At 69.8% G+C, this 21,622-nt stretch carries 19 protein-coding genes; 16 read left to right on the top strand and 3 right to left on the bottom strand.

Annotation, left to right across the window (positions count from 1 at the left end; genetic code table 11):
* Positions 1-41 precede the first annotated feature (41 nt).
* Positions 42-1,283: an AI-2E family transporter gene (locus ACFSJG_RS17075; RefSeq protein ID WP_378486413.1), complete on the top strand. Its 1,242-nt coding sequence runs from the start codon at positions 42-44 to the stop codon at positions 1,281-1,283.
* A gap of 3 nt (positions 1,284-1,286) precedes the next feature.
* On the opposite strand, the gene ypfJ is transcribed toward ACFSJG_RS17075, so the two are convergent.
* A complete protein-coding gene (gene ypfJ, locus ACFSJG_RS17070) occupies positions 1,287-2,207 on the bottom strand; it encodes a KPN_02809 family neutral zinc metallopeptidase (protein ID WP_378486412.1) in 921 nt (306 codons plus the stop codon).
* A 161-nt stretch (positions 2,208-2,368) separates the two neighbouring features.
* Between ypfJ and aspS the strand changes: the two genes are divergently transcribed.
* A complete protein-coding gene (aspS, locus tag ACFSJG_RS17065) occupies positions 2,369-4,210 on the top strand; it encodes an aspartate--tRNA ligase (protein ID WP_378486411.1) in 1,842 nt (613 codons plus the stop codon).
* Between the two features lie 184 nt (positions 4,211-4,394).
* Positions 4,395-5,588 (top strand): phosphotransferase family protein, encoded by a 1,194-nt coding sequence (locus ACFSJG_RS17060; RefSeq protein WP_378486410.1) that lies wholly within the window; start codon positions 4,395-4,397, stop codon positions 5,586-5,588.
* Positions 5,589-5,642: 54 nt separating this feature from the next.
* Here the strand turns inward: ACFSJG_RS17060 and ACFSJG_RS17055 are convergent, their stop codons facing one another.
* Positions 5,643-7,265, bottom strand: coding sequence for an alkaline phosphatase D family protein (locus tag ACFSJG_RS17055; protein ID WP_378486409.1), 1,623 nt, complete (start codon positions 7,263-7,265; stop codon positions 5,643-5,645).
* Between the two features lie 132 nt (positions 7,266-7,397).
* On the opposite strand from ACFSJG_RS17055, the gene ACFSJG_RS17050 reads away from it, so the two are divergent.
* The 10 genes from ACFSJG_RS17050 (at position 7,398) to aroB (ending at position 18,714) form a co-directional block, all read left to right on the top strand.
* Positions 7,398-8,783 (top strand): replication-associated recombination protein A, encoded by a 1,386-nt coding sequence (locus tag ACFSJG_RS17050; protein WP_378486408.1) that lies wholly within the window; start codon positions 7,398-7,400, stop codon positions 8,781-8,783.
* A 46-nt stretch (positions 8,784-8,829) separates the two neighbouring features.
* Positions 8,830-9,972, top strand: coding sequence for a cytochrome P450 (locus tag ACFSJG_RS17045; protein WP_378486407.1), 1,143 nt, complete (start codon positions 8,830-8,832; stop codon positions 9,970-9,972).
* A 100-nt stretch (positions 9,973-10,072) separates the two neighbouring features.
* Positions 10,073-12,739, top strand: a complete 2,667-nt coding sequence (alaS, locus tag ACFSJG_RS17040; RefSeq protein ID WP_378486406.1) for an alanine--tRNA ligase — start codon at positions 10,073-10,075, stop codon at positions 12,737-12,739.
* Positions 12,736-13,266, top strand: coding sequence for a Holliday junction resolvase RuvX (ruvX, locus tag ACFSJG_RS17035; RefSeq protein WP_378486405.1), 531 nt, complete (start codon positions 12,736-12,738; stop codon positions 13,264-13,266). The genes alaS and ruvX overlap by 4 nt, the downstream gene beginning before the upstream one ends.
* Entirely contained in the window at positions 13,263-14,492 is a 1,230-nt protein-coding gene (locus ACFSJG_RS17030) for an endolytic transglycosylase MltG (protein WP_378486404.1), read from the top strand. Before ruvX ends, ACFSJG_RS17030 begins: the two co-directional genes overlap by 4 nt.
* Complete coding sequence (locus ACFSJG_RS17025) at positions 14,482-15,327, top strand: shikimate dehydrogenase (RefSeq protein WP_378486403.1); 846 nt, start codon at positions 14,482-14,484, stop codon at positions 15,325-15,327. The genes ACFSJG_RS17030 and ACFSJG_RS17025 overlap by 11 nt, the downstream gene beginning before the upstream one ends.
* Positions 15,328-15,379: 52 nt before the next feature.
* Positions 15,380-15,814: a prepilin peptidase gene (locus ACFSJG_RS17020; RefSeq protein ID WP_378486402.1), complete on the top strand. Its 435-nt coding sequence runs from the start codon at positions 15,380-15,382 to the stop codon at positions 15,812-15,814.
* A 43-nt stretch (positions 15,815-15,857) separates the two neighbouring features.
* The gene (aroC, locus tag ACFSJG_RS17015; protein ID WP_378486462.1) at positions 15,858-17,045 is read left to right on the top strand and encodes a chorismate synthase; all 1,188 of its coding nucleotides are present in this window, start codon (positions 15,858-15,860) and stop codon (positions 17,043-17,045) included.
* Positions 17,042-17,608 carry a shikimate kinase gene (locus ACFSJG_RS17010; protein WP_378486401.1) on the top strand — a complete coding sequence of 189 codons (567 nt, stop codon included), beginning with the start codon at positions 17,042-17,044 and terminating at the stop codon, positions 17,606-17,608. The genes aroC and ACFSJG_RS17010 overlap by 4 nt, the downstream gene beginning before the upstream one ends.
* On the top strand, positions 17,605-18,714 hold the full coding sequence (gene aroB, locus ACFSJG_RS17005) for a 3-dehydroquinate synthase (RefSeq protein ID WP_378486400.1): 1,110 nt from the start codon (positions 17,605-17,607) through the stop codon (positions 18,712-18,714). Before ACFSJG_RS17010 ends, aroB begins: the two co-directional genes overlap by 4 nt.
* Positions 18,715-18,763: 49 nt before the next feature.
* Here the strand turns inward: aroB and ACFSJG_RS17000 are convergent, their stop codons facing one another.
* Positions 18,764-19,390 (bottom strand): B-4DMT family transporter, encoded by a 627-nt coding sequence (locus ACFSJG_RS17000; protein WP_378486399.1) that lies wholly within the window; start codon positions 19,388-19,390, stop codon positions 18,764-18,766.
* Positions 19,391-19,512: 122 nt separating this feature from the next.
* On the opposite strand from ACFSJG_RS17000, the gene ACFSJG_RS16995 reads away from it, so the two are divergent.
* The 3 genes from ACFSJG_RS16995 to nusB form a co-directional block, all read left to right on the top strand.
* On the top strand, positions 19,513-20,619 hold the full coding sequence (locus tag ACFSJG_RS16995; protein ID WP_378486398.1) for a M24 family metallopeptidase: 1,107 nt from the start codon (positions 19,513-19,515) through the stop codon (positions 20,617-20,619).
* Positions 20,620-20,635: 16 nt separating this feature from the next.
* Positions 20,636-21,199 (top strand): elongation factor P, encoded by a 564-nt coding sequence (efp, locus tag ACFSJG_RS16990; RefSeq protein ID WP_378486397.1) that lies wholly within the window; start codon positions 20,636-20,638, stop codon positions 21,197-21,199.
* A 1-nt stretch (position 21,200) separates the two neighbouring features.
* Positions 21,201-21,622: transcription antitermination factor NusB (nusB, locus tag ACFSJG_RS16985; protein ID WP_378486396.1), on the top strand; the 422-nt coding region annotated here is incomplete at its 3' end.

The raw sequence follows: 21,622 nt of genomic DNA, 5'->3' as shown, positions 1-21,622 counted from the left end.
ACGCGAACCAACCGGGCGGCAGGACCAGCGTGGAGGGTGCGATGAACGAAGACGAAGGCCCCGCGGAGTCACGCACCCCGTCCGGCAAGCGTGTCAACCGAGTCACCCCCGAGGGGGCGGGTGTCCGGACGCCCGCTGCCGGGAGGTCGGCGGTTCGGAGTGTCGGTTCCGGGACCGCCACGCGGACAACGAACCTGCGGTGGCTCCGCATCGTCACCGTGTACATCGTGCTCGCGATAGCCGCGTACCAGATGTCGGGGTGGTTGTTCCACAATCTCCGCGGCTTCCTGGGACTGCTGTTCCTCGCCTGGCTGGCCAGCGTCACCATCGAACCGGTCGTCGACTGGTTCGAACGCCGCGGTCTACGGCGCGGCGCGGGCACCGGGATCGTCATGGCGTCGCTGACACTTCTCGTCATCGGATTCGTCGCCCTGTTCGGAACGCTGCTCGCCGAACAGCTGGCGCAACTGCTCACCGCGCTGCCCGACGCGATCTCCCGGGTGACCGACTGGGCGAACCGCACGTTCGGCACCGACTTCGCCACCGGTCGGGACCTGATCAAGATCACACCCGAAACCGTGAAAGACCTCGCGGAGCGGTACACGCCCAGCGTTCTCGGAGTGGTCTCGTCCATCGTCGGGGTCGTGTTCCAGGCCCTCACGATGCTGCTCTTCGTGTTCTACATGTCGGCACAGGGACCGCAACTCCGGCGGACGATCTCGAGCTGGTTCCCGGCGCGTCAGCAGGAGATCATCGCGACCGTCTGGGGAATCTCCGTCGAGAAGGCCGGAGGCTATGTGGTGTCCCGGCTGATCCTGGCCGCCGTCAGTGCCGTCGCGACGGGCATCTTCCTGATGGTGATCGGAGTGCCCTACTGGCTGCCCCTCGCGATCTGGACGGGCGTCGTCTCCCAGTTCATTCCCACACTGGGTACCTACCTCGCGATCGCACTCCCCGCGCTCATCGCAGCGGCACAGCAGCCGATGGACGGCGTGTGGGTGGTCGTCTTCGGCACCGCCTACCAGCAGGTGGAGAACTATCTGCTCCATCCGCGCATCACGTCGCGGACCGTGTCGATACACCCCGCGGTGGCCTTCGGCTCCGTGATCGTCGGGGCGTCACTCTTCGGTGCCATCGGTGCGCTCGTGTCGGTACCTGTCGTCGCCGTCATCCAGGCAATCATCGAAACCTACGGTCGCCGTTACGAATTGGTCCAGGATTCGGAGCGGCCGCCCGAGGAGCAGGAACCGGCGGGCACAGACGCCGGAGACGAGACCAGCTAGGGATCAGCGGGGGAGCGCCGGCGGATTGTCGAGATCCCGGGCCCGGTAGGTGTCGCAGTCCGACACGCTTCCGGTCGTGTAGCCCGTCAGGAACCACTTCTGCCGCTGCTCCGCGGATCCGTGGGTCCAGCCCTCGGGGTTCACCCGGCCCGTCGCCGCCTTCTGGATGCGGTCGTCGCCGACGGACGCCGCCGCCGACAGCGCGTCCTTGATGTCGGAGGTCGACAGCGGCTCGAGGAAGGGCTGGCCGCCGTCGGGGCCGGACTGGTTGTCGGCGTAGTGCGCCCAGACTCCGGCGTAGCAGTCCGCCTGCAGTTCGGTGCGGACCGCACCTGATTCGGGGCCACGCGGATCCGTCTGCGCGCGGCCGATGTCGCCGAGCTGGTTCTGGATGTGGTGCCCCACCTCGTGCGCGACGACGTACTCCTGTGCCAGCGGACCCGCCGACGAGTCGTAGCGGTCGACGAGCAACTGGAAGAACGTCGTGTCGAAGTACGCCGTCGAATCCGCCGGGCAGTAGAACGGCCCGACCTCGCTGGTGGCGTTGCCGCAGCCCGTCGCGACCGACCCGGAGAACAGGACGACCTCCGGCTGCACGTACTCGGTCCCGGTCTGCTCTGCGAGCTCCGTGCCCCACACCGAGTCCAGGCTCGCGGCGGTGAATGCCACGCGGCAGTCGAGGTCCCGATTCGCGTCCGCGCCCGTCCGGCAGTTCTCCAGCCCGGCGAGTGGCCCGGTCTCGATCGCGTTGTCGGAGCCGGACGTGGTGCCCAGGATCGCGCCGGGATCACCGCCGAGGAGCAGCGCGAGAATCACCACGACGAGTCCGCCGAGTCCGCCGCCGATCGCGACCCGGCCGCCTCGCCCACCGCCGCCGACCCGCACCCGTCCGGGATCCATCCGGGCGCCCTCGTTGAAGGTCATGGCAGTCCTCGCTCTCGGCAGACCTGGTTGCGTCACAGCTTGGCACGGGCGGCGCGATCGACGTTGCGCGTAGTGCGATGTGTCATCGAATCGGCACCTCCGTAGGATCACAGGACAAGAAGTCCCGGATCCCGTGTGACTGGAAGTGTGAAAGGAATCCCGTGCTGCGCACCCATCTCGCCGGCTCGTTGCGACCCGAGCAGGCATCCCAGACCGTCACCCTCACCGGCTGGGTTGCGCGGCGGCGCGACCACGGCGGCGTCATCTTCATCGACCTGCGCGACGCCTCCGGGGTGTCGCAGGTGGTCTTCCGGAGTGACGACGTCCTCGAGCAGGCGCACAAGCTGCGCGCCGAGTACTGCGTCAAGGTGACCGGTGTCGTCGAGGTCCGGCCCGAGGGCAACCAGAACTTCGAGATCCCGACCGGCGCCATCGAGGTGAACGCCACCGTCCTCGAGGTGCTCAACGAGAGCGCCCCCCTCCCGTTCCAGCTCGATGACAACGCCGGCGAGGAAGCGCGCCTCAAGTACCGCTACCTCGACCTGCGGCGCGAGGGCCCCGGGCACGCGATCCGGCTCCGGTCCAAGGTCAACGCCGCCGCCCGTGAGGTGCTCGCCCACCATGAGTTCGTCGAGGTCGAGACCCCGACCCTGACCCGCTCCACCCCCGAGGGTGCCCGCGACTTCCTCGTCCCCGCGCGCCTGCAGCCCGGCAGCTTCTACGCGCTGCCGCAGTCGCCGCAGCTGTTCAAGCAGCTGCTCATGGTCGGTGGCATCGAGCGCTACTACCAGATCGCCCGCTGCTACCGCGACGAGGACTTCCGCGCCGACCGGCAGCCCGAGTTCACCCAGCTCGACATCGAGATGAGCTTCGTCAACCAGGACGACGTGATCCTCCTGGCCGAGGAGATCCTCACCAACATCTGGAAGCTCATCGGGCACGAGATCACCACGCCGATCGCCCGGATGACCTACGCCGAGGCGATGCGCCGTTACGGCTCCGACAAGCCGGACCTGCGCTTCGGTATCGAACTGGTCGAGTGCATGGACTTCTTCAAGGACACCACCTTCCGGGTGTTCCAGGCCGAGTACGTCGGCGCCGTCGTCATGCCGGGTGGTGCGAGCCAGCCGCGTCGCGAGCTCGACCGCTGGCAGGAGTGGGCCAAGCAGCGGGGCGCCAAGGGCCTGGCGTACGTCCTGATCGGGGAAGAGGGCGAGCTGACCGGACCGGTCGCGAAGAACCTCACCGACGCCGAGCGGGCCGGTCTCGCCGGTCACGTCGGCGCGAAGCCGGGCGACTGCATCTTCTTCGCGGCGGGCCCGACGAAGCAGATGCGCGCGCTGCTCGGCGCCGCACGTGGCGAGATCGCTCGCAAGCAGGACCTCATCGACCCGAACGAGTGGGCCTTCGTGTGGGTCGTGGACGCGCCGCTGTTCGAGCCGACCTCCGACGCCGTCGCCGGCGGTGACGTCGCGCTCGGCTACAGCGCCTGGACGGCCGTGCACCACGCCTTCACCTCCCCGAAGCCGGAGTCGATCGACACCTTCGACACCGACCCGGGATCGGCGCTCGCCTACGCCTACGACATCGTCTGCAACGGCAACGAGATCGGTGGCGGATCGATCCGTATCCACCGCAAGGACATTCAGGAGCGCGTCTTCAAGGTCATGGGGATCTCCCATGAGGAAGCCGAGGAGAAGTTCGGCTTCCTGCTCGACGCTTTCGCGTTCGGCGCACCGCCGCACGGCGGCATCGCGTTCGGCTGGGACCGCATCACCGCCCTGCTCGCGGGCATGGACTCGATCCGTGAGGTCATCGCGTTCCCGAAGTCGGGTGGCGGCATCGATCCGCTCACCGAGGCGCCCGCGCCGATCACCCCGCAGCAGCGCAAGGAATCGGGGATCGATGCCAAGCCCGAGCCGAAGGCCGAGAAGGACGCCAAGCCCGAGCCGAAGGCCGAGAAGGGTGCGGCAACCGCGGCGACGGCCGACAGCCCGAACTGACCGCTGACCTCCCGCTCCCGGGCGACCGTGACCGTTTCGCAACAATGACGACTGTTCGGTCTGTTGTCGCTGGTCCGCCCGGGCGTGGTGGGGTGGCGAGTGCACTTCGTCACCGATCCGGAATGGGTGCCCGTCGTCGAGTCCACCCGCAGTGTCATCTCCGACGGGTAGGTTGTTGGGCGCTATGACCGCACTATTGGCTGATCCAGTATCGGACGTGGTCGCCGCAGCCGAACGGCTGCTCGAGCGACGCACCGGCGCCCCGGTGACCCTCGTCGATCCCGTCGACCTCGGAGGCAGTGGGCGCACTGTCGTCCTCCGCGTACGGTGTGCCGAGAACCCGTTCTCGCTGCCCCGGACCCTCGTGATCAAGCAGGTACGCGAGCCGTCCCAGGCGGCGGGTGCCCGCAGCGTCGCACTCACGGCAGGCGCGTTCCCGGACGGCGCGCCGGGTGGAGGCGCCGACACCGCGTTCCTTCGCGAGGCGGTGTCGTACCAGTTCGCCACCGCCCTCGCCACCGAGAGCAGGCCCGGCCCCTCGCTCATCGCCTACGACCTCGACGCGCGCCTCATCGTCCTCACCGACCTCGGCGACGCCACGCCGATCGCCCGGCTCCTCGTCCAGCAGGACAAGGCAGCCGTCACGAACTCGCTGATGGCCCTCGCGCAGTCGATGGGCCGGATGCACGCCGCGACCGTCGGGCGCGAGGAGGACTTCTCGGCCCTGCTGCGCCGCTCCGGCGTGGCGGAGAGCGGCAACGTGGTGTCCGCGGAGGTCACCTCGAGCATCCCGCGGCTGCGCACGATGCTCACGCAGGAGATCGGCGTCACGCCCGGACCCGAGGTTGCCGAGGCCGCGGAACGTGGCGTCGCGCTCTTCTCCGGAGGCAGGCACCGGGCGTTCAGTCCGTCCGACCTGTGCCCGGACAACATCATCGTTAACGACGAGGGCGTCCGGTTCCTCGACTACGAATGGGGCGGCTTCCGGGACGCCACACTCGACATCGCGTACGCCCTGTCCTCGTTCCCAGGCTGCCTGTGCAGCTACGACCTCTCCATCGAGCGTGCGCTCGCGATGATCGAGGCGTGGCGCGCCGAGGTGGTCGGGATCTGGCCCGCGCTCGGCGACGACCGCACTCTTCACGCGCGACTGCTCGACGCCCAGCTCGTGTGGGTCTGGCTGTCGACCTTCTGGTTCCTGCCCGAGGACCACGCCCGCATCGCCGCGGTACGCGACCACCAGCTGTCGGGACCGCGGTCGAAGGCGCTGATCGCGCGGTGGCGTGCCCTCGCCGAGTTCGCCGAGCACACCGGCAACACCGCCGTGGCCGACCACGCGAACGAGGTCGCGGCACGGTTCAGCGAGAACTGGGGCTGAGCACAGCCGACGAGGCCGCCGCACCCCTGTGGGTGCGGCGGCCTCGTCGTCACATCAGCCCGGCAGCGGCGCGGCCGGAACCAGTCGCTGCGAGCCGCTCGGCGTCGCCATGCTCGCCGCGACCCGGACCCGCGCCGCGGGATCCTCGGGATCGGAGACGAAGTACCAGTCCATCTGGGCTTGCGCCGGGGCGACCTCGAACACGCCGAAACCGTGGGAGTCGAGCTCGACGTAGCGCAGGTGCCGGTTCGTGGTCTGCAGCGCCGCCTCCGCGGCGGGGGACACGGTGCGCGGTGGGACGCCGAGGATCTCGTCGATGTTGTTCGACGTCACCGACGGCACCACGAACTCCGTGCCCGCGGTCGCGCCTGCGGGCTGGCCCGCGGCGTCGAGCGGGAGCTCCGCCGCCCACGACGAGTGGATGTCACCCGTGAGGAAGACGGTGTCCGTGACGCCGTTCGCGGTGATCGCGTCGAACAGCCGTCGCCGGTCCGCGGCGTAGCCGTCCCACTGGTCGGCGTTGAACGGCAGTCCCGCCGCGGGCACACCCAGCGTGGACGTGAGGGCAGCCGTGGTGCGGGTGTCCAACGGCGGCAACAGGATCGGCGCGATCATCACCGGATTTCCGATCACCTTCCACTGCGCGGACGCGGAGGTGACACCGCCGGTGAGCCACTCCATCTGCGTGCGGCCCGTGATCGAGCGGTCGTCCGAATCGACCGAGCGCGAGGTGGCGGGCACCTGCACGTCCCGGTAGCTGCGGAGGTCGAGCATCGACAGTTCCGCGAGCGTGCCGAAGCGGAACCGGCGGTACAGTCTGTCGCCGCCGCCTCGGACCGGCATCCACTCGAAGTAGGCGCGCATGCCGTTGACGCGGCGGGCGCCCCAGTCGCCCTCGACTGCCGGGTCGTGGTTCTCGGCACCGCCGGACCAGGCGTCGTTCGCGGTCTCGTGGTCGTCCCACGTGACGATGAACGGCACCCGCGCGTGGAGGGCCTGCAGATCCGGGTCGGTCTTGTACTGGGCGTGCCGGATCCGGTAGTCCGCGAGGGACACGATCTCGTGCGCCGGGTCGTGCAGCCGCACCGAACCGTTCCGGCCGCCGTACTCTCCGTGGCCGTACTCGTACAGGTAGTCGCCGAGGTGGATGACCGCGTCGAGGTCGTCGCGGGCGGCGAGGTGCCGGTACGCCGAGAACCAACCGGCCTCCCAGTTGGCGCACGACACGACGCCGAAGCGCAGTCGGGCGACGTCGGTATCGGTGGCGGGAGCGGTGCGGGTCCGGCCCGTGGGGGAGCGCGTGCCGTCGGGTGCCGTGAACCGGTAGTGGTAGTCCTGCGCGGGACGCAGTCCCGTCACGTCGATCTTGACGGTGTGATCGCTCTCCGCGGTCGCGGTGACCGAGCCGGAACGGACCACGGTCGCGAACGTCGCGTCGGTTCCGACCTCCCAGCGCACCGTCGCCGGAGCACCCACACCCGATCCGGGGAGTGCGTCGGGCGACGGGGTGATGCGGGTCCAGATCACGACGCCGTCGGGCAGCGGATCTCCGGAGGCGACACCGTGGACGAACGGAGTGCCGGGCTGCGCGAAGGCTGCTCCGGGGCGGGTGAGGAGTGCGGCGCCGGTCGCCAGGGTGGTTCCGCGCAGCATCGCGCGACGGGTCAAGTGCGGCATGTCCGCGATCCCATCCAAATCTGGACGGATGTTCAATAGTCGGTGCCGCACTCCGACGGAGTGTTCACCGACAGTTCGCCCGCCGGTGGTCGGAGGCGGGGTGATCGCGTGCGGACGGGTAGGTTCGACCCGGTGAACGACTGGCTGGACTCCTCCGACAACGAGCAGGGTGGACTCTTCGAGCCCGCCGTCGCGCCGGGGGAGGATCGGGTGGGGCCCGCTCCGACTCCCGGACCGAGCGGACCCGGCGCGCCGCTGGCGGTCCGGATGCGCCCGCAGTCGCTCGGTGAGGTGGTGGGTCAGGACCACCTGCTCGGACCCGGTGCGCCGCTGCGCCGCCTCGTCGAGGGGTCCGGCGCGTCGTCGGTGCTCCTCTACGGTCCGCCCGGCACCGGGAAGACGACACTCGCCTCGCTCATCTCCCAGGCCACCGGGAGGCGGTTCGAGGCGCTGTCCGCGCTCTCCGCCGGCGTGAAGGACGTCCGCGCCGTCATCGATCTCGCGCGCCGCCGCATGGTGGCGGGGGAGCAGACCGTGCTCTTCATCGACGAGGTCCACCGCTTCTCCAAGACGCAGCAGGACGCGCTGCTGGCCGCCGTGGAGAACCGCATCGTGCTGCTCGTGGCCGCGACCACGGAGAATCCCTCGTTCTCCGTGGTGTCGCCGCTGCTGTCGCGGTCCCTGGTGCTGCAACTGCAGTCGCTGACCGACGACGACATCCGGCAGGTCCTGAGTCGGGCCGTCACCGATCCGCGCGGGCTCGGCGGGGCGGTGACGCTCACCGACGAGGCGGTGAACCATCTGGTCCGACTGTCTGGCGGCGATGCGCGCCGAGCGCTCACCGCGCTCGAGGCAGCCGCGGAGACCGTGCTCGACCAGGGCGAGACCGTCGTGGACCTCGCCGCGGTGGAGTCCAGTGTCGACAAGGCAGCAGTGCGGTACGACCGCGACGGCGACCAGCACTACGACGTCACCAGCGCCTTCATCAAATCCCTGCGGGGGTCCGACGTGGACGCCGCGTTGCACTACCTGGCGCGGATGATCGTCGCGGGGGAGGATCCGCGATTCATCGCGCGCCGGTTGATGATCCACGCCAGCGAGGACGTCGGCATGGCCGATCCGACGGCGCTGCAGACCGCGACCGCGGCCGCGCAGGTGGTGCAGCTCGTCGGCATGCCGGAGGCGCAGCTCGCGCTCGCGCAGGCGACGATTCACATCGCCACGGCGCCGAAGTCGGGCGCCGTCACGGCTGCCCTCGGAGCCGCGATGGCCGACATTCGGGCAGGGAAGGCGGGCACCGTGCCCGCCCACCTGCGGGACGGCCACTACGCCGGCGCCTCGAAACTCGGCAACGCGATCGGCTACAAGTACCCGCACGACAACCCCGACGGGGTGCTCGCGCAGCAGTATCCGCCGGACGAACTCGTCGGTGTCGACTACTACGACCCGACCACGCACGGTGCCGAGCGGGAACTCGCGACGCGCGTCGGAAAGCTGCGGCGCATCGTGCGGGGCTGACCGGCGGGGGTGATACTGGGTTCACCTCTCGGCGATGGGAGCCGCGATGACGAGAACCCGCGAGCCGGACTGGGAGCCGCGGTCCGACGCAGTGCAATCCGATCAGGTCGCGTCGTACGACGCCATGCGTGACCGGTGCCCGATCGCATACGACGGCAACGACAGCTGGACCGTCTTCGGCCACGCCGATGCCGCCGCGGTGGCCGACGACACCACCACCTTCTCGAACGCGGTGTCGCGGCACCTGCAGGTGCCCAACGGTTTCGACGGGGCGGAACACCGCGGCTACCGCGCGATCGTCGACGGCTACTTCACCTACGACGCGATCGCCGGATTCGAACCGGTGCTGCGCGGCATCTGCGCCGACCTCGTCGCGGCCGTTCCCCGCGGTGTGGACGTCGACCTTATGGCGGAGCTGGCGGAGCCGTTCGCGAACGCCGCGACGTGCGCGTTCATGGGCTGGCCGGACTCCCTGCGCGCGCCGATGCGGGAGTGGACGGAGAAGAACCGTCGCGCCACCCTCGCCGTCGACCGCGCCGCCATGGCCGAGATCGCGGTCGAGTTCGACGGACACATCCGTGCCCAGCTCGATGCCAGACGAGGCCGGGCGGTGACCGATCCGACCGGCCGCCTGCTGAGCGAACGACTCGACGGCAGGCCGCTCGACGACGAGGTGATCATCTCGATCATCCGCAACTGGTCGGTCGCGGAACTCGGCACGATCGCGGCGAGCGTCGGCGTGGTCGCCGGCTTCCTGGCCGGTCACCCCGAGGTTCAGGAGGGGTTGCGCGCCGACCCGGCGCTGCTCGACGCGGCGACCGACGAGATCCAGCGGATGAACTCGCCGTTCGTGGCCAGCCGGCGCCGCGTGACCGTCGACACCGAGATCGCGGGCACCGCACTCGATGCCGAGGACCGGGTGTACGTCGTGTGGACGTCGGCGAACCGCGACCCCCGGGTGTTCGGCGATCCCGACGAGTTCCGCCTCGATCGTGACCCCGCCGACAACCTCGTGTACGGGCGCGGCGAGCACTACTGTCCGGGTGCGCAATTGGCCAGGCTGGAACTGCGGGTGCTGTTCGAGGAACTGTTCGCAGGCACTTCCGAGATCGTCGCCGGTGAGGAAGCGCCGGCACCGGCCCGCTATCCGGCGGGTGGCTGGTCACGACTGCCGGTCAGGCTGCGGTGACGGTGCCCTCCGGGGTCGGCCGCTAAGCTTGTGAATGGTCGATTCGCCGCACGCGGCGGCGTCGACGGCAAGGTTCAGATCACACGCGAAGGGCAACCAGGTGCAGACCCACGAGATCCGCAGGCGATTCCTCGACCACTTCGTCAAGGCGGGTCACACCGAGGTGGCCAGCGCCTCGCTCATTCTCGACGACCCGAACCTGCTGTTCGTGAACGCGGGCATGGTCCAGTTCAAGCCGTACTTCCTCGGCCAGCAGACCCCGCCGTACGCCACCGCGACGAGCGTGCAGAAGTGCGTGCGCACCGGTGACATCGAGAACGTCGGCGTCACCACCCGGCACAACACCTTCTTCCAGATGGCCGGCAACTTCAGCTTCGGCGACTACTTCAAGCAGGGCGCGATCAAGCACGCCTGGGCGCTGCTGACGTCGTCCCAGGAGGACGGCGGCTACGGCTTCGATCCGGAGCGGCTGTGGGTGACGGTGTACCTCGACGACGACGAGGCGCACGGCATCTGGCGTGACGAGATCGGCATCCCCGAGGAGCGCATCCAGCGTCGCGGCATGGCCGACAACTACTGGTCTATGGGCATCCCCGGTCCCTGTGGTCCCTGCTCCGAGATCTACTACGACCGCGGCCCCGAGTTCGGAATCGACGGTGGACCCGAGGCCGACGAGGACCGCTACCTCGAGATCTGGAACCTCGTCTTCATGCAGAACGAGCGCGGCGAGGGACGCGGCAAGGACAACTTCGAGATCATCGGCCCGCTGCCCAAGCAGAACATCGACACCGGCATGGGCGTCGAGCGCGTCGCCTTCCTGCTGCAGGACGTCGACAACGTCTACGAGACCGACCTCGTCCGTCCGGTGATCACCAAGGCCGAGGAACTGTCGGGCTGCGCCTACGGCAGCGACGACACCTCCGACGTCCGGTTCCGCGTCATCGCCGACCATGCCCGCACCGCCGTGATGCTGATCGCCGACGGCGTCAATCCCGGCAACGAGGGCCGCGGGTACGTGCTGCGCCGGCTGCTGCGACGCATCGTGCGCTCGGCCCGCCTGCTCGGCGCCGAGAAGCCCAGCATGGCCGAGTTCGTCACCGTCGTACGCGACACCATGTCCGAGTCGTACCCCGAGCTGACCACCGACTTCGACCGCATCCTCGGCGTCGCGGTCGGCGAGGAGACCGCCTTCCGCCGCACCCTCGACGCCGGTGAGAAGCGCTTCGAGGTCGAGGCCGGCGAGATCGCCGCCGCGGGCAAGAAGGTCTTCGGCGGCAACGAGGCGTTCGTCCTGCACGACACCTACGGTTTCCCGATCGACCTGACCCTCGAGATGGCCGCCGAGGCCGGCCTGTCCGTCGACGAGGACGGCTTCCGTGCGCTGATGACGGAGCAGCGTCAGCGCGCGAAGGAGGACGCGCAGTCGCGCAAGCACGCTCACGCCGACCTGTCCATCTACAAGGAGTTCGTCGACCGCGGCGAAACCGAGTTCACCGGGTTCAACGAATTGAACACGGAGGCAACGGTTCTCGCGCTGATCTCGAACGGGGTCCGAGTGCCCACCGCGGTCGCGGGGCATGACGTGGAGGTCATCCTCGACCGCACCCCGCTCTACGCGGAGTCCGGCGGACAGATCGCCGACGTCGGTGCGCTGACCGCGTCCGGGCTGCGGGTGCGGGTGCGTGACGTGCAGAAGATCGCCAAGAAGGTGTGGGTACACAAGGTCACCGTCGAGGAAGGGCAGATCACCGAGGGGGACGCCGTCCTCGCGCAGGTCGACCCGGCGTGGCGTTCCGGCGCCACCCAGGGCCACTCCGGCACCCACATGGTGCACGCAGCGCTCAGGCAGGTCCTCGGCCCGAACACCACTCAGAAGGGCTCGCTAAACAAGCCCGGCTACCTTCGCTTCGACTTCGCGCACCAGAACCAGCTCTCGGCGCAGCAGCTCGCCGACATCGAGGCCGTCGCCAACGAGGCCGTCGCCGCCAACCACACCGTCAACACCTTCGTCACGGATCTCGAGAAGGCGAAGTCGATGGGCGCGATGGCGCTGTTCGGCGAGAACTACGGCGACGAGGTCCGGGTCGTCGAGATCGGCGGACCGTTCTCGATGGAGCTGTGTGGCGGCACGCACGTCCAGTCGTCCGCACAGATCGGTCAGATCACGCTGCTCGGTGAGTCGTCGGTCGGTTCCGGCGCACGCCGAGTCGAGGCCTTCGTCGGCCTCGACTCCTACCGCTACCTCGCGAAGGAGCGGGCGCTGCTCGCCGGTGTCGCCACCGCGCTGAAGGTGCCGTCCGAGGAGGTTCCGGGCCGCGTCGAGCAGCTCGTCGAGCGTCTCAAGGTCGCGGAGAAGGAACTCGAGGCCACCAAGGCCGCCGCGGTCCTCGCCGCGGCGGGCAGCTACGTCGAGAAGGCCGCCCGCATCGGCGGTCTGCTGCTGGTCGCGGAGGCGGCCCCCGCCGGTGTCGGCGGCGGTGACCTGCGCACCCTCGCCACCGACATCCGCGCCCGGTTCGGCACCGAACCCGCCGTCGTGGTGCTGCTCGGTGACGCCGACGGCAAGGTCCCGTTCGTGGTCAGCGCCAACAAGGCCGCGCAGGACCTCGGTGTGAAGGCCGGCGAACTGGTCGGCGTGTTCGGTCCGCTCATCGGTGGCCGCGGCGGCGGCAAGGCGGAGATGGCGCAGGGCGCAGGCTCCGACGCGTCCGGCATCCCGGGAGCGCTCGCGGCCGTGCGTGCGCGTGTGGCCGAGATCGCCGGGTGACGTCGGAGCAGCCATCGGCGGCCGACCGGCCCGGGGTCGACGACCCCGGGCGGGGTCGGCGCGTCGCGGTGGACGTGGGCAGTGTCCGGATCGGCGTCGCCGCCAGCGACCCCGACGGCATTCTCGCGACCCCGGTCGAAACGGTGCCGCGCGCGAAATCCAGGGCGGACCGATCCGACATCGAGCGACTCGCGGCGATCGTCGAGGAGTACGAGGCCGTTGAGGTTATCGTCGGACTGCCGCAGACCCTGCGTGGGGAACGTGGCAACGCCGCCGGAATCGCGATCCGTTTCGCAGCCTCGCTGCGGGCGCGGATCGCTCCCGTCCCGGTGCGGTTGACCGACGAACGATTCACCACCGTCACCGCGTCGCGGGCACTACGCGACAGCGGGGTCAAGGCCAAGGGGCAGCGGTCGGTCATCGACCAGGCCGCAGCGGTTGCGATCCTGCAGGGGTGGCTCGATCAGCGAAGTGCGGCGCTGCGGTCGGCGCAGGCCCAGGACGTGTCGACGGAGGACAACGAGTGAGCGACGAGCACCGGCAGTACCAGAGCCGGGCAGAGGCCCGCCGCGCGCGTGAGGCACGGGAAGCGGCGATGGCCCGCCGCAAGCGTGGCCGCGGCGCCGCCGTCGGTATCGCGATCTTCATCGCGCTCGCCGTTGTCGGCGGCGGCGGATACTTCGTGTTCGACAAACTCCGGGGCGACGCCGCTCCCGATTACGCGTCCGGTGAGCCCGGACCCGAGGTGGTCGTCGTCGTGAACTCCGGTGACACCGCCTCCCAGATCGGCGCTCAGATGGCAGAGATGAACGTCGTCGCCAGTAGCGCCGCGTTCTACGAAGCCGCCGTGCAGAACCCGGCGATGAGCTCCGTGCAGCCCGGCTACTACCACCTGGCGTCGCACCTGCCCGCCTCCGAGGCCGTCGCCGCGCTCGTCGATCCCGCGTCCCGGGTGGGGTCGCTGGTCATCTCCGAGGGCAGGCAGCTTCACGACACACGCGACGTCAACACCGGCGCCGTGAAGCGCGGCATCTACACCTTGATCTCCGAGGCGAGCTGCCTGCCGGGCGCCTCCGGGGATCTGGACTGTGTCACCGTCGACGAGCTCGACGCGGCGGGTGCGGGTTCCGATCTGGCCGCACTCGGCGTGCCGGCGTGGGCGCTCGACCAGGTCCGCGTCGTTCCGGATCGCTCCCGCCAGCTCGAAGGGCTCATCGCGGCGGGTAGCTGGGACTTCGACCCGGCCGCCGACGCCACCGAGATCCTGCGCGGCCTCGTCTCGGGCAGCGCGGCGAAGTACGAGGCGACCGGGATCACGACGGCGGGCGCGAACGTCGGCCTGAACCCGTACGAGGTGCTGATCGCCGCGTCGCTGGTCGAGAGGGAATCGCTGCCCGCCGACTTCGGCAAGGTCGCCCGCGTGATCGTCAACCGGCTCGCCGTCCCGCAGAAGCTCGAGTTCGACTCGACGGTGAACTACGCGCTCGACACCACCGAACTCGCCACCACGGACCAGGACCGCGCGACCGTCACGCCGTGGAACACGTACGCCAAGGAAGGCCTGCCCGCGACACCGATCTCGTCGCCGAGCATCGCCGCCGTGCAGGCCGTCGAGACGGCGCCGCCCGGCGACTGGCTGTACTTCGTCACGATCGACGCCCAGGGCACCACGCTGTTCACCCGGAGTTACGAGGAGCACCTGGCCAACAGCAAGCTGGCCGTCGAGAGCGGAATCCTGCGCAGTGGCCGCTGATCTCGGGCCGCGCAAGGCGGCCGTGCTGGGGAAGCCCATCGACCACTCCCGGTCGCCCGACCTACACCTCGCCGCGTATCGGGCGCTCGGTCTGACCGGCTGGACCTACGAGCGCATCGAATGCACCGGCGAACAGCTCCCCGGTCTCGTCGACGGCCTCGGCCCGGAATGGGTGGGCCTCTCGGTCACCATGCCCGGCAAGGTCGCCGCGCTGAACCACGCGGTCGAACGCACCGAGCGCGCCGTCCAGGTCGGGTCCGCGAACACCCTCGTGCGGATCGATGGCGGGTGGCGCGCCGACTGCACCGACGTCGACGGCGTCGTCGGCGCGCTCGCAGAGGTCGGGGTGACCGACCTGTCCGGCGCGGCCGTCGTGGTCGTGGGCGCGGGCGGCACGTCCCGCCCCGCACTGCGGGCGTTCGCCGACCTCGGTGCCGCCGAGGTGACAGTCGTCGCCCGGTCCGCCGACCGTGCCGCCGACACCCTGGCGTGTGCGGCGACGATCGGGCTGTGTGCTCGGTACCAGGATTTCTCTGTCGCCGACCTCGGCGCTGCCTGCGCGGACGCCGCCGTGGTGATGTCCACCGTCCCGGCTGCGGCCGCCGAGGCCGTTGCGCCTGCGATCGCTCGGGCGCCAGTGGTGTTCGACGCGATCTACGACCCCTGGCCCACCCCGCTCGCCGCAGCGGTCGCCGCAGCGGGCGGCACCGTGGTCGACGGCCTGCGGATGCTGCTCAATCAGGCGTTCGGGCAGGTCGAGCAGTTCACCGGCATGCCGGCACCCCGCGAGGCGATGGCGTCGGCGGTCCCGCGTTCATCCACAGGCCGGGGCTGAACGCCGGTCGGCGCAGTCCTTGCGCTGTCGTCGTGTGGCAGCGTCCTCCCGCATGGGGGAGACGGTGGCGTTTGCGGGCCTGGTCGTGTGGTGCGGGTGGCTGAGTGTCGTCGATCTGCGGACCCGGCGGCTGCCGAACGCGCTCACGCTGCCGGGTGCGGTGGTCGTCCTCGTCGTCGCGGCCCTGCACGGTGATTTTCGGCCGGCTGTCGTCGGAGCGCTTCTGTTGTCCGGCGGCTACCTGCTGACACACCTGGTGTCGCCATCGGCGATGGGCGGCGGCGACGTCAAACTCGCGTTCGGGCTCGGCGCCGCGACCGGTGTTGCGGGTGCGCAGGCGTGGTTCGCGGCGGCCGTCGGGGCGTTCGTGCTGACGGCGGTGATCGGAGTCGGACTGCGTGTCGCGGGCCGGGGATCCGCGGGCGTTCCGCACGGGCCGTCGATGTGCCTGGCAACCCTGGCCGCGCTCGCGGCGGTGAGCGTGTGACCGGTGTGCAATGCGGTGTTCGCCACGTGGAATGATGGTCGGCGTGCTGCGCTGGATAACTGCTGGAGAATCCCACGGTCCCGCCCTCGTCGCGATGCTCGACGGAATGGTCGCCGGGGTCGAGGTCACCTCGGACGAGATCGCCACCCAACTCGCCCGCCGCCGTCTCGGCTACGGCCGCGGCGCCCGGATGAGCTTCGAGAAGGACGTCGTCACCGTCGTCGGCGGTGTCCGCCACGGCCGGACGATGGGCGGTCCCGTCGCGATCGAGGTCGCCAACAGCGAGTGGCCCAAGTGGGAGACCGTCATGGCCTCCGACCCGGTCGACGAGGCGCTGCTCAAGGACCTCGCGCGGAACGCCCCGCTGACCCGTCCGCGCCCCGGGCACGCCGACTTCTCGGGCATGCTCAAGTACGGCTTCGACGACGCCCGCCCGGTCCTCGAGCGGGCCAGCGCCCGCGAGACCGCGGCCCGCGTCGCGGCGGGAACCGTCGCCCGCAACTTCCTCCGCCAGGTGTTCGGCGTCGAGGTCGTCTCGCACGTCGTCTCCATCGGCGCCTCCGAACCGTACGACGGCCCCGGCCCACAGTCCGGTGATCTCGACGCCGTCGACGCGAGCCCGGTGCGCGCGTTCGACAAGGCGGCCGAGGAGTCGATGATCGCCGAGATCGAGGCGGCGAAGAAGGACGGTGACACCCTCGGCGGTGTCGTCGAGGTGATCATCGAGGGCCTTCCGGTCGGGCTCGGCTCGTTCATCAGCGGTGAGAACCGGCTCGATTCGCGACTCGCCGCCGCACTCATGGGCATCCAGGCGATCAAGGGCGTCGAGGTCGGTGACGGCTTCGAGACCGCGCGTCGCCGCGGCAGCGCCGCACACGACGAGATGCGTCCCGGACCGGACGGCGTCCTGCGTTCCACCAACCGTGCTGGCGGCCTCGAGGGCGGCATGACGAACGGCGAGGCACTGCGTGTCCGCGCCGCGATGAAGCCGATCTCCACGGTGCCGCGCGCGCTGGCGACCGTCGACATGGCCACCGGTGACGAGGCCGTCGCCATCCACCAGCGCAGCGACGTCTGCGCGGTGCCCGCGGCCGGTGTCGTCGCCGAGTCCATGGTCGCGCTCGTCGTCGCACAGGCAGCCCTGGAGAAGTTCGGCGGCGACTCCGTCGCCGAGACCCAGCGCAACGTCGAGGGATACCTCGCGGCAGTGCGGGAGCGGCTGGCCAGGTGACACCTCGCGCGGTCCTGATCGGGCCGCCCGGCGCGGGCAAGTCCACGATCGGGCGGCGCCTTGCTCGGGCGCTCGGCGTCGAGATCTTCGACACCGACGCCGCCATCGAGGAGGAGACCGGTCGCAGCATCCCGGAGATCTTCACCGAGGACGGCGAGCCGGCGTTCCGTGCCCTGGAGGAGGACGTGGTCCGCCGCGCGCTCCTCGAACGGGACGGCATCGTCTCGCTCGGCGGCGGTGCGATCCTGTCCGAGTCGACCCGTGCCCGCCTCGCCGGGCACACCGTCGTCTACCTCGAGATCAGCGTCGCCGAAGGGCTGCGCCGCACCGGTGCGAACACGAACCGGCCACTGCTCAACGGCGGTGATCCGCGCCAGAAGTACCGGGACCTGATGCGCAAGCGCAGGCCGCTGTACCGGGAGGCCGCCACCATCCGGATGCGCACCGACGGCCGCAGCCCGTCCCGCGTCGTGCAGCAGCTCGTCACCCGACTCGGCGCGACCGCATCGTCGCAGCCGTCCGCGGCGCACTCCGACTCATCGAAGGAAAGAGGCACACAGTGAGCGAACCCGTGCGCGTGCAGGTGGAATCGGCCAGCCCGTACCCGGTGATCATCGGGCGCGGACTGCTCGGCGACATCGTCGACCAGCTGGCCGGGACCAGGACCGTGGCGATCATTCACCAGCCCACCCTGGGACAGACCGCCGACGTCCTCAAGGAAGCGATGAAGGACCGGGGCATCGACGCGCACAGCATCGAGATCCCCGACGCGGAGGACGGCAAGGACCTCGCGGTCGCCGGGTTCTGCTGGGAGGTGCTCGGGCGTATCGGGCTGACCCGCAGCGACGCCGTCGTCAGCCTCGGTGGCGGTGCCGCGACCGACCTCGCCGGCTTCGTCGCGGCGACCTGGATGCGCGGGGTGAAGGTCGTCCACGTGCCGACGACGCTGCTCGCGATGGTCGATGCAGCAGTGGGCGGCAAGACCGGCATCAACACCGATGCGGGCAAGAACCTGGTCGGCTCGTTCCACGAACCGGCCGCCGTCCTCATCGACCTCGCAACCCTCGAGACCGTGCCACGCAACGAGATCGTCGCAGGTATGGCCGAGGTCGTGAAGACCGGATTCATCGCCGACCCGGTGATCCTCGAGCTGATCGAGGCCGATCCCGAGGCTGCGCTCGACCCGACGGGTGACGTGCTTCCCGAGCTGATCCGCCGCTCGGTGGAGGTGAAGGCGAAGGTCGTCGCCGCCGACCTCAAGGAGTCGAGCCTGCGGGAGATCCTGAACTACGGTCACACCCTCGGGCACGCGATCGAGCGTCGCGAGAAGTACCGCTGGCGCCACGGTGCCGCGGTGTCCGTCGGACTCGTGTTCGCCGCCGAGCTGGGTCGGCTGGCGGGCCGCCTCGACGACGTCACCGCGGATCGGCACCGGGCGATCCTGGAGTCGATCGGCCTGCCGACGAGCTACGACGCGGACGCCTTCTCGGATCTGATGAAGGGCATGCAGACCGACAAGAAGAACCGGGCCGGACTGCTGCGGTTCGTCGTGCTCGACGGTCTCGCGAAGCCGAGCCGACTGGAAGGACCGGACCCGACGCTGCTCGCAGCCGCCTACGCCGCGATCGGCCGGGAACCGCAGGGCCAGTCGGGCACGATCCTGCTCTGACGTTCCGTAACCTGTGCCGGGCGGTGGACACCGCCCGGCACAGTGCTTCTCACTCCTTCGGGCGCTCCACGGCGCGGAAGACCTCGGTTGGCGCGTCGTCGTCCGGGTGGCCGTCCGTCGAACCGGCGCCGTCCGAGTACGGGCCCTCCGCGAAGCCGTAGCCGTCGTCGCCGTCCGTGGCCCCGGCTGCGCCGACACCGACCGGGACGGGTGCCTCGACGGTGCCGCGATCGCGGTCGCCTTCGTTCTTGCGTGCATCCCGGTGCGCGATGAAGCGGCCGACGGCGACGGCCAGCATCGCCGGCACGAACACCAGCAACAGTGTGAACGCCGCACCCGACGTCAGCTCGAAGAACAGGGAGTTCTCGCCGAGCGAGATGTCGGAGACGGTGCCGATCAGCCAGCACACGGCGCCGGCCAGCAGGCCCGCGACTGCACCGGCCTTGAGCCAGGTCATCGTCAGGTCCGTCTCCTCGCGCTCCGAGGGATGCGCCCGAGCGTCGCGGATGCCGTCGAGCCCGGCCCAGAGCAGTGCGACGAGCACCACGACGGCCAGACCGAGCCAGCGCAGCATCGACCCGTGCAGCGGCCAGGCCGCGATCGCGACACCCAGCACGACGCGGGTGACGACGTGCACGAAGGTCATGCCGAGTCCGCGAACAATCCAGAGGTTCATGAGAACAGGGTAACGAGCGTCACGTCGTGGTCGTGACGCAACCGACAACGTGACTCCGGTCGCGCCCGGGTCACATCGGCCGTCTCCGCGAAGACTGGCCTCCGCTGTCGTACGTTGGGGCCATGTCCACCGCAGATCACGCCGCCCGGCGAGCCGCGCTGCGCGGCCTTCTCACCGACCGAGACCTCGACGTCCTGATCGTCACCGACCTTCTCAACATCCGCTATCTCACGGGATTCACGGGATCGAACGCGGCGCTGATCGTCGACGCCGCCGACGAACCGGGCGCGGAGAACGGCACCCTCGTCTGCACCGACGGCCGATACGTCACGCAGGTGGGAGAGCAGGTGCCGGACCTGCGTGCGGTCATCGACCGGGCGAGCGCCGCCGCGCTGATCCGACGGCTCGCCGAACGCGCAGGCGCACGCGTCGGGTTCGAGAGCCACGTCGTCACCGTCGACACCCTCGCCGGATGGCAGTCGCTCGCGCCGCACCTGACCCTCACCCGCACTCCCGGCCTCGTCGAGCAGTTGCGGGAGGTGAAGGACGAACACGAGATCGGCCTGCTGCGGCGAGCGTGCGCGGCGGCCGACGTCGCTCTCACCGCGCTGGTCGAGCGGGGCGGACTGCGGCCCGGACGGACCGAGCGGGAGGTCGGCCGTGAACTCGAGTTCCTGATGCTCGAACACGGTGCCGACGGCATCTCGTTCGAGACGATCGTCGCGGCGGGCGCGAACTCGGCGATCCCGCACCACCGTCCGACCGGTGCGGTGCTCGCGACAGGCGACTTCGTGAAACTCGACTTCGGGGCCACCGTGGCCGGCTATCACTCCGACATGACCCGCACCTTCGTCCTCGGCGCCGCCGCGGACTGGCAGCGGGACGTCTACGAACTCGTGCACCGCGCGCAGGCGGCAGGCCGTGCCGCGCTCGGGCCGGGGGTTCCGGTTTCCGACGTCGACGCCGCGTCGCGGTCGGTGATCGAGGACGCGGGCTACGGAGAGCTGTTCCTGCACGGCCTCGGACACGGTGTCGGACTGGAGATCCACGAAGCGCCGGGAATCGGCAAGGCCGGCACCGGTACACTACTAGCCGGTGCTGCGGTGACCGTCGAGCCGGGAGTGTACTTCTCCGGTCGCGGAGGCGTCCGGATCGAGGACACTCTCGTGGTTCGCGAAGAGGAGCCGGAGCTCCTCACGCTCACCAGCAAAGATTTGACAATCGTCTAAAGGAGACGCGAAGCCAGTGGCTGACACCAGTGATTTCAAGAACGGGCTCGTACTGAAGATCGAGGGCCAGCTCTGGCAGATCATCGAGTTCCAGCACGTCAAGCCGGGTAAGGGTCCCGCATTCGTGCGCACCAAGCTCAAGAACGTGCTGTCCGGCAAGAACGTCGACAAGACCTTCAACGCCGGCGTCAAGGTCGAGACCGCCACTGTCGACCGCCGCGACATGACCTACCTGTACCACGACGGCAGCGACTACGTCTTCATGGACGGCGACACCTACGACCAGATCTCGATCGCCGAGGCCACCGTCGGTGACGGCGCGCGCTTCCTGCTCGAGAACATGCAGGTTCAGGTCGCGACCCACGAGGACGCGCCCCTGTTCGTCGAGCTCCCCGTCACCGTCGAGCTGGTCGTGCAGCACACCGATCCCGGCCTGCAGGGCGACCGCTCCACCGGTGGCACCAAGCCCGCCACGCTGGAGACCGGCGCCGAGGTTCAGGTTCCGCTGTTCATCAACACCGGCGACAAGCTGAAGATCGATTCTCGTGACGGCAACTACCTGGGCCGCGTGAACTCGTAGCGTGTCCGGTTCCCAGAAGAAGCTCGGGGCCAGGCACAAGGCCCGCAAGCGCGCTGTCGACTTCCTCTTCGAGGCGGAGGCGCGTGACCTCGACCCGGTGAACCTCGCGGCCGAGCGGGTGGAGCTGTCCGGCAAGGACGACGCCGTCGCGCCGGTCAACCCGTACACCGTGACGGTGGTGACCGGGGTCGCGGAGAACCTGGACCGTCTCGACCGGGTCATCGCCGACCACCTGCAGGACTGGACGATCGACCGGCTGCCCGCCGTCGACCGCGCCATCCTCCGGATCGCCGTGTGGGAGCTGTTCCACGCCACGGACGTGCCGCCGGTCGTCGCCGTGGACGAAGCGGTCGAGCTGGCGAAGGAGCTGTCCACCGACGAGTCCCCGGGATTCGTCAACGGCATCCTCGGTCAGGTCGTCCT

The organism is Rhodococcus gannanensis (assembly GCF_042681175.1).
Classification (GTDB): domain Bacteria; phylum Actinomycetota; class Actinomycetes; order Mycobacteriales; family Mycobacteriaceae; genus Rhodococcus_G; species Rhodococcus_G gannanensis.
The sequence above is the reverse complement of the archived record's forward strand: the minus strand, read 5'-3'. Positions and strand labels throughout refer to the sequence as shown.

Excerpts from the sequence above, each read along its gene's own strand:
- ACFSJG_RS17055 (WP_378486409.1), bottom strand. The coding sequence starts at position 7,265 with ATGCCGCACTTGACCCGTCGCGCGATGCTGCGCGGAACCACCCTGGCG.
- ACFSJG_RS16995 (WP_378486398.1), top strand. The coding sequence starts at position 19,513 with ATGTCCACCGCAGATCACGCCGCCCGGCGAGCCGCGCTGCGCGGCCTT.
- ACFSJG_RS17020 (WP_378486402.1), top strand. The coding sequence starts at position 15,380 with ATGGGGGAGACGGTGGCGTTTGCGGGCCTGGTCGTGTGGTGCGGGTGG.
- ACFSJG_RS17045 (WP_378486407.1), top strand. The coding sequence starts at position 8,830 with ATGACGAGAACCCGCGAGCCGGACTGGGAGCCGCGGTCCGACGCAGTG.
- ypfJ (WP_378486412.1), bottom strand. The coding sequence starts at position 2,207 with ATGACCTTCAACGAGGGCGCCCGGATGGATCCCGGACGGGTGCGGGTC.
- ACFSJG_RS17000 (WP_378486399.1), bottom strand. The coding sequence starts at position 19,390 with ATGAACCTCTGGATTGTTCGCGGACTCGGCATGACCTTCGTGCACGTC.
- ACFSJG_RS17060 (WP_378486410.1), top strand. The coding sequence starts at position 4,395 with ATGACCGCACTATTGGCTGATCCAGTATCGGACGTGGTCGCCGCAGCC.
- ACFSJG_RS17075 (WP_378486413.1), top strand. The coding sequence starts at position 42 with ATGAACGAAGACGAAGGCCCCGCGGAGTCACGCACCCCGTCCGGCAAG.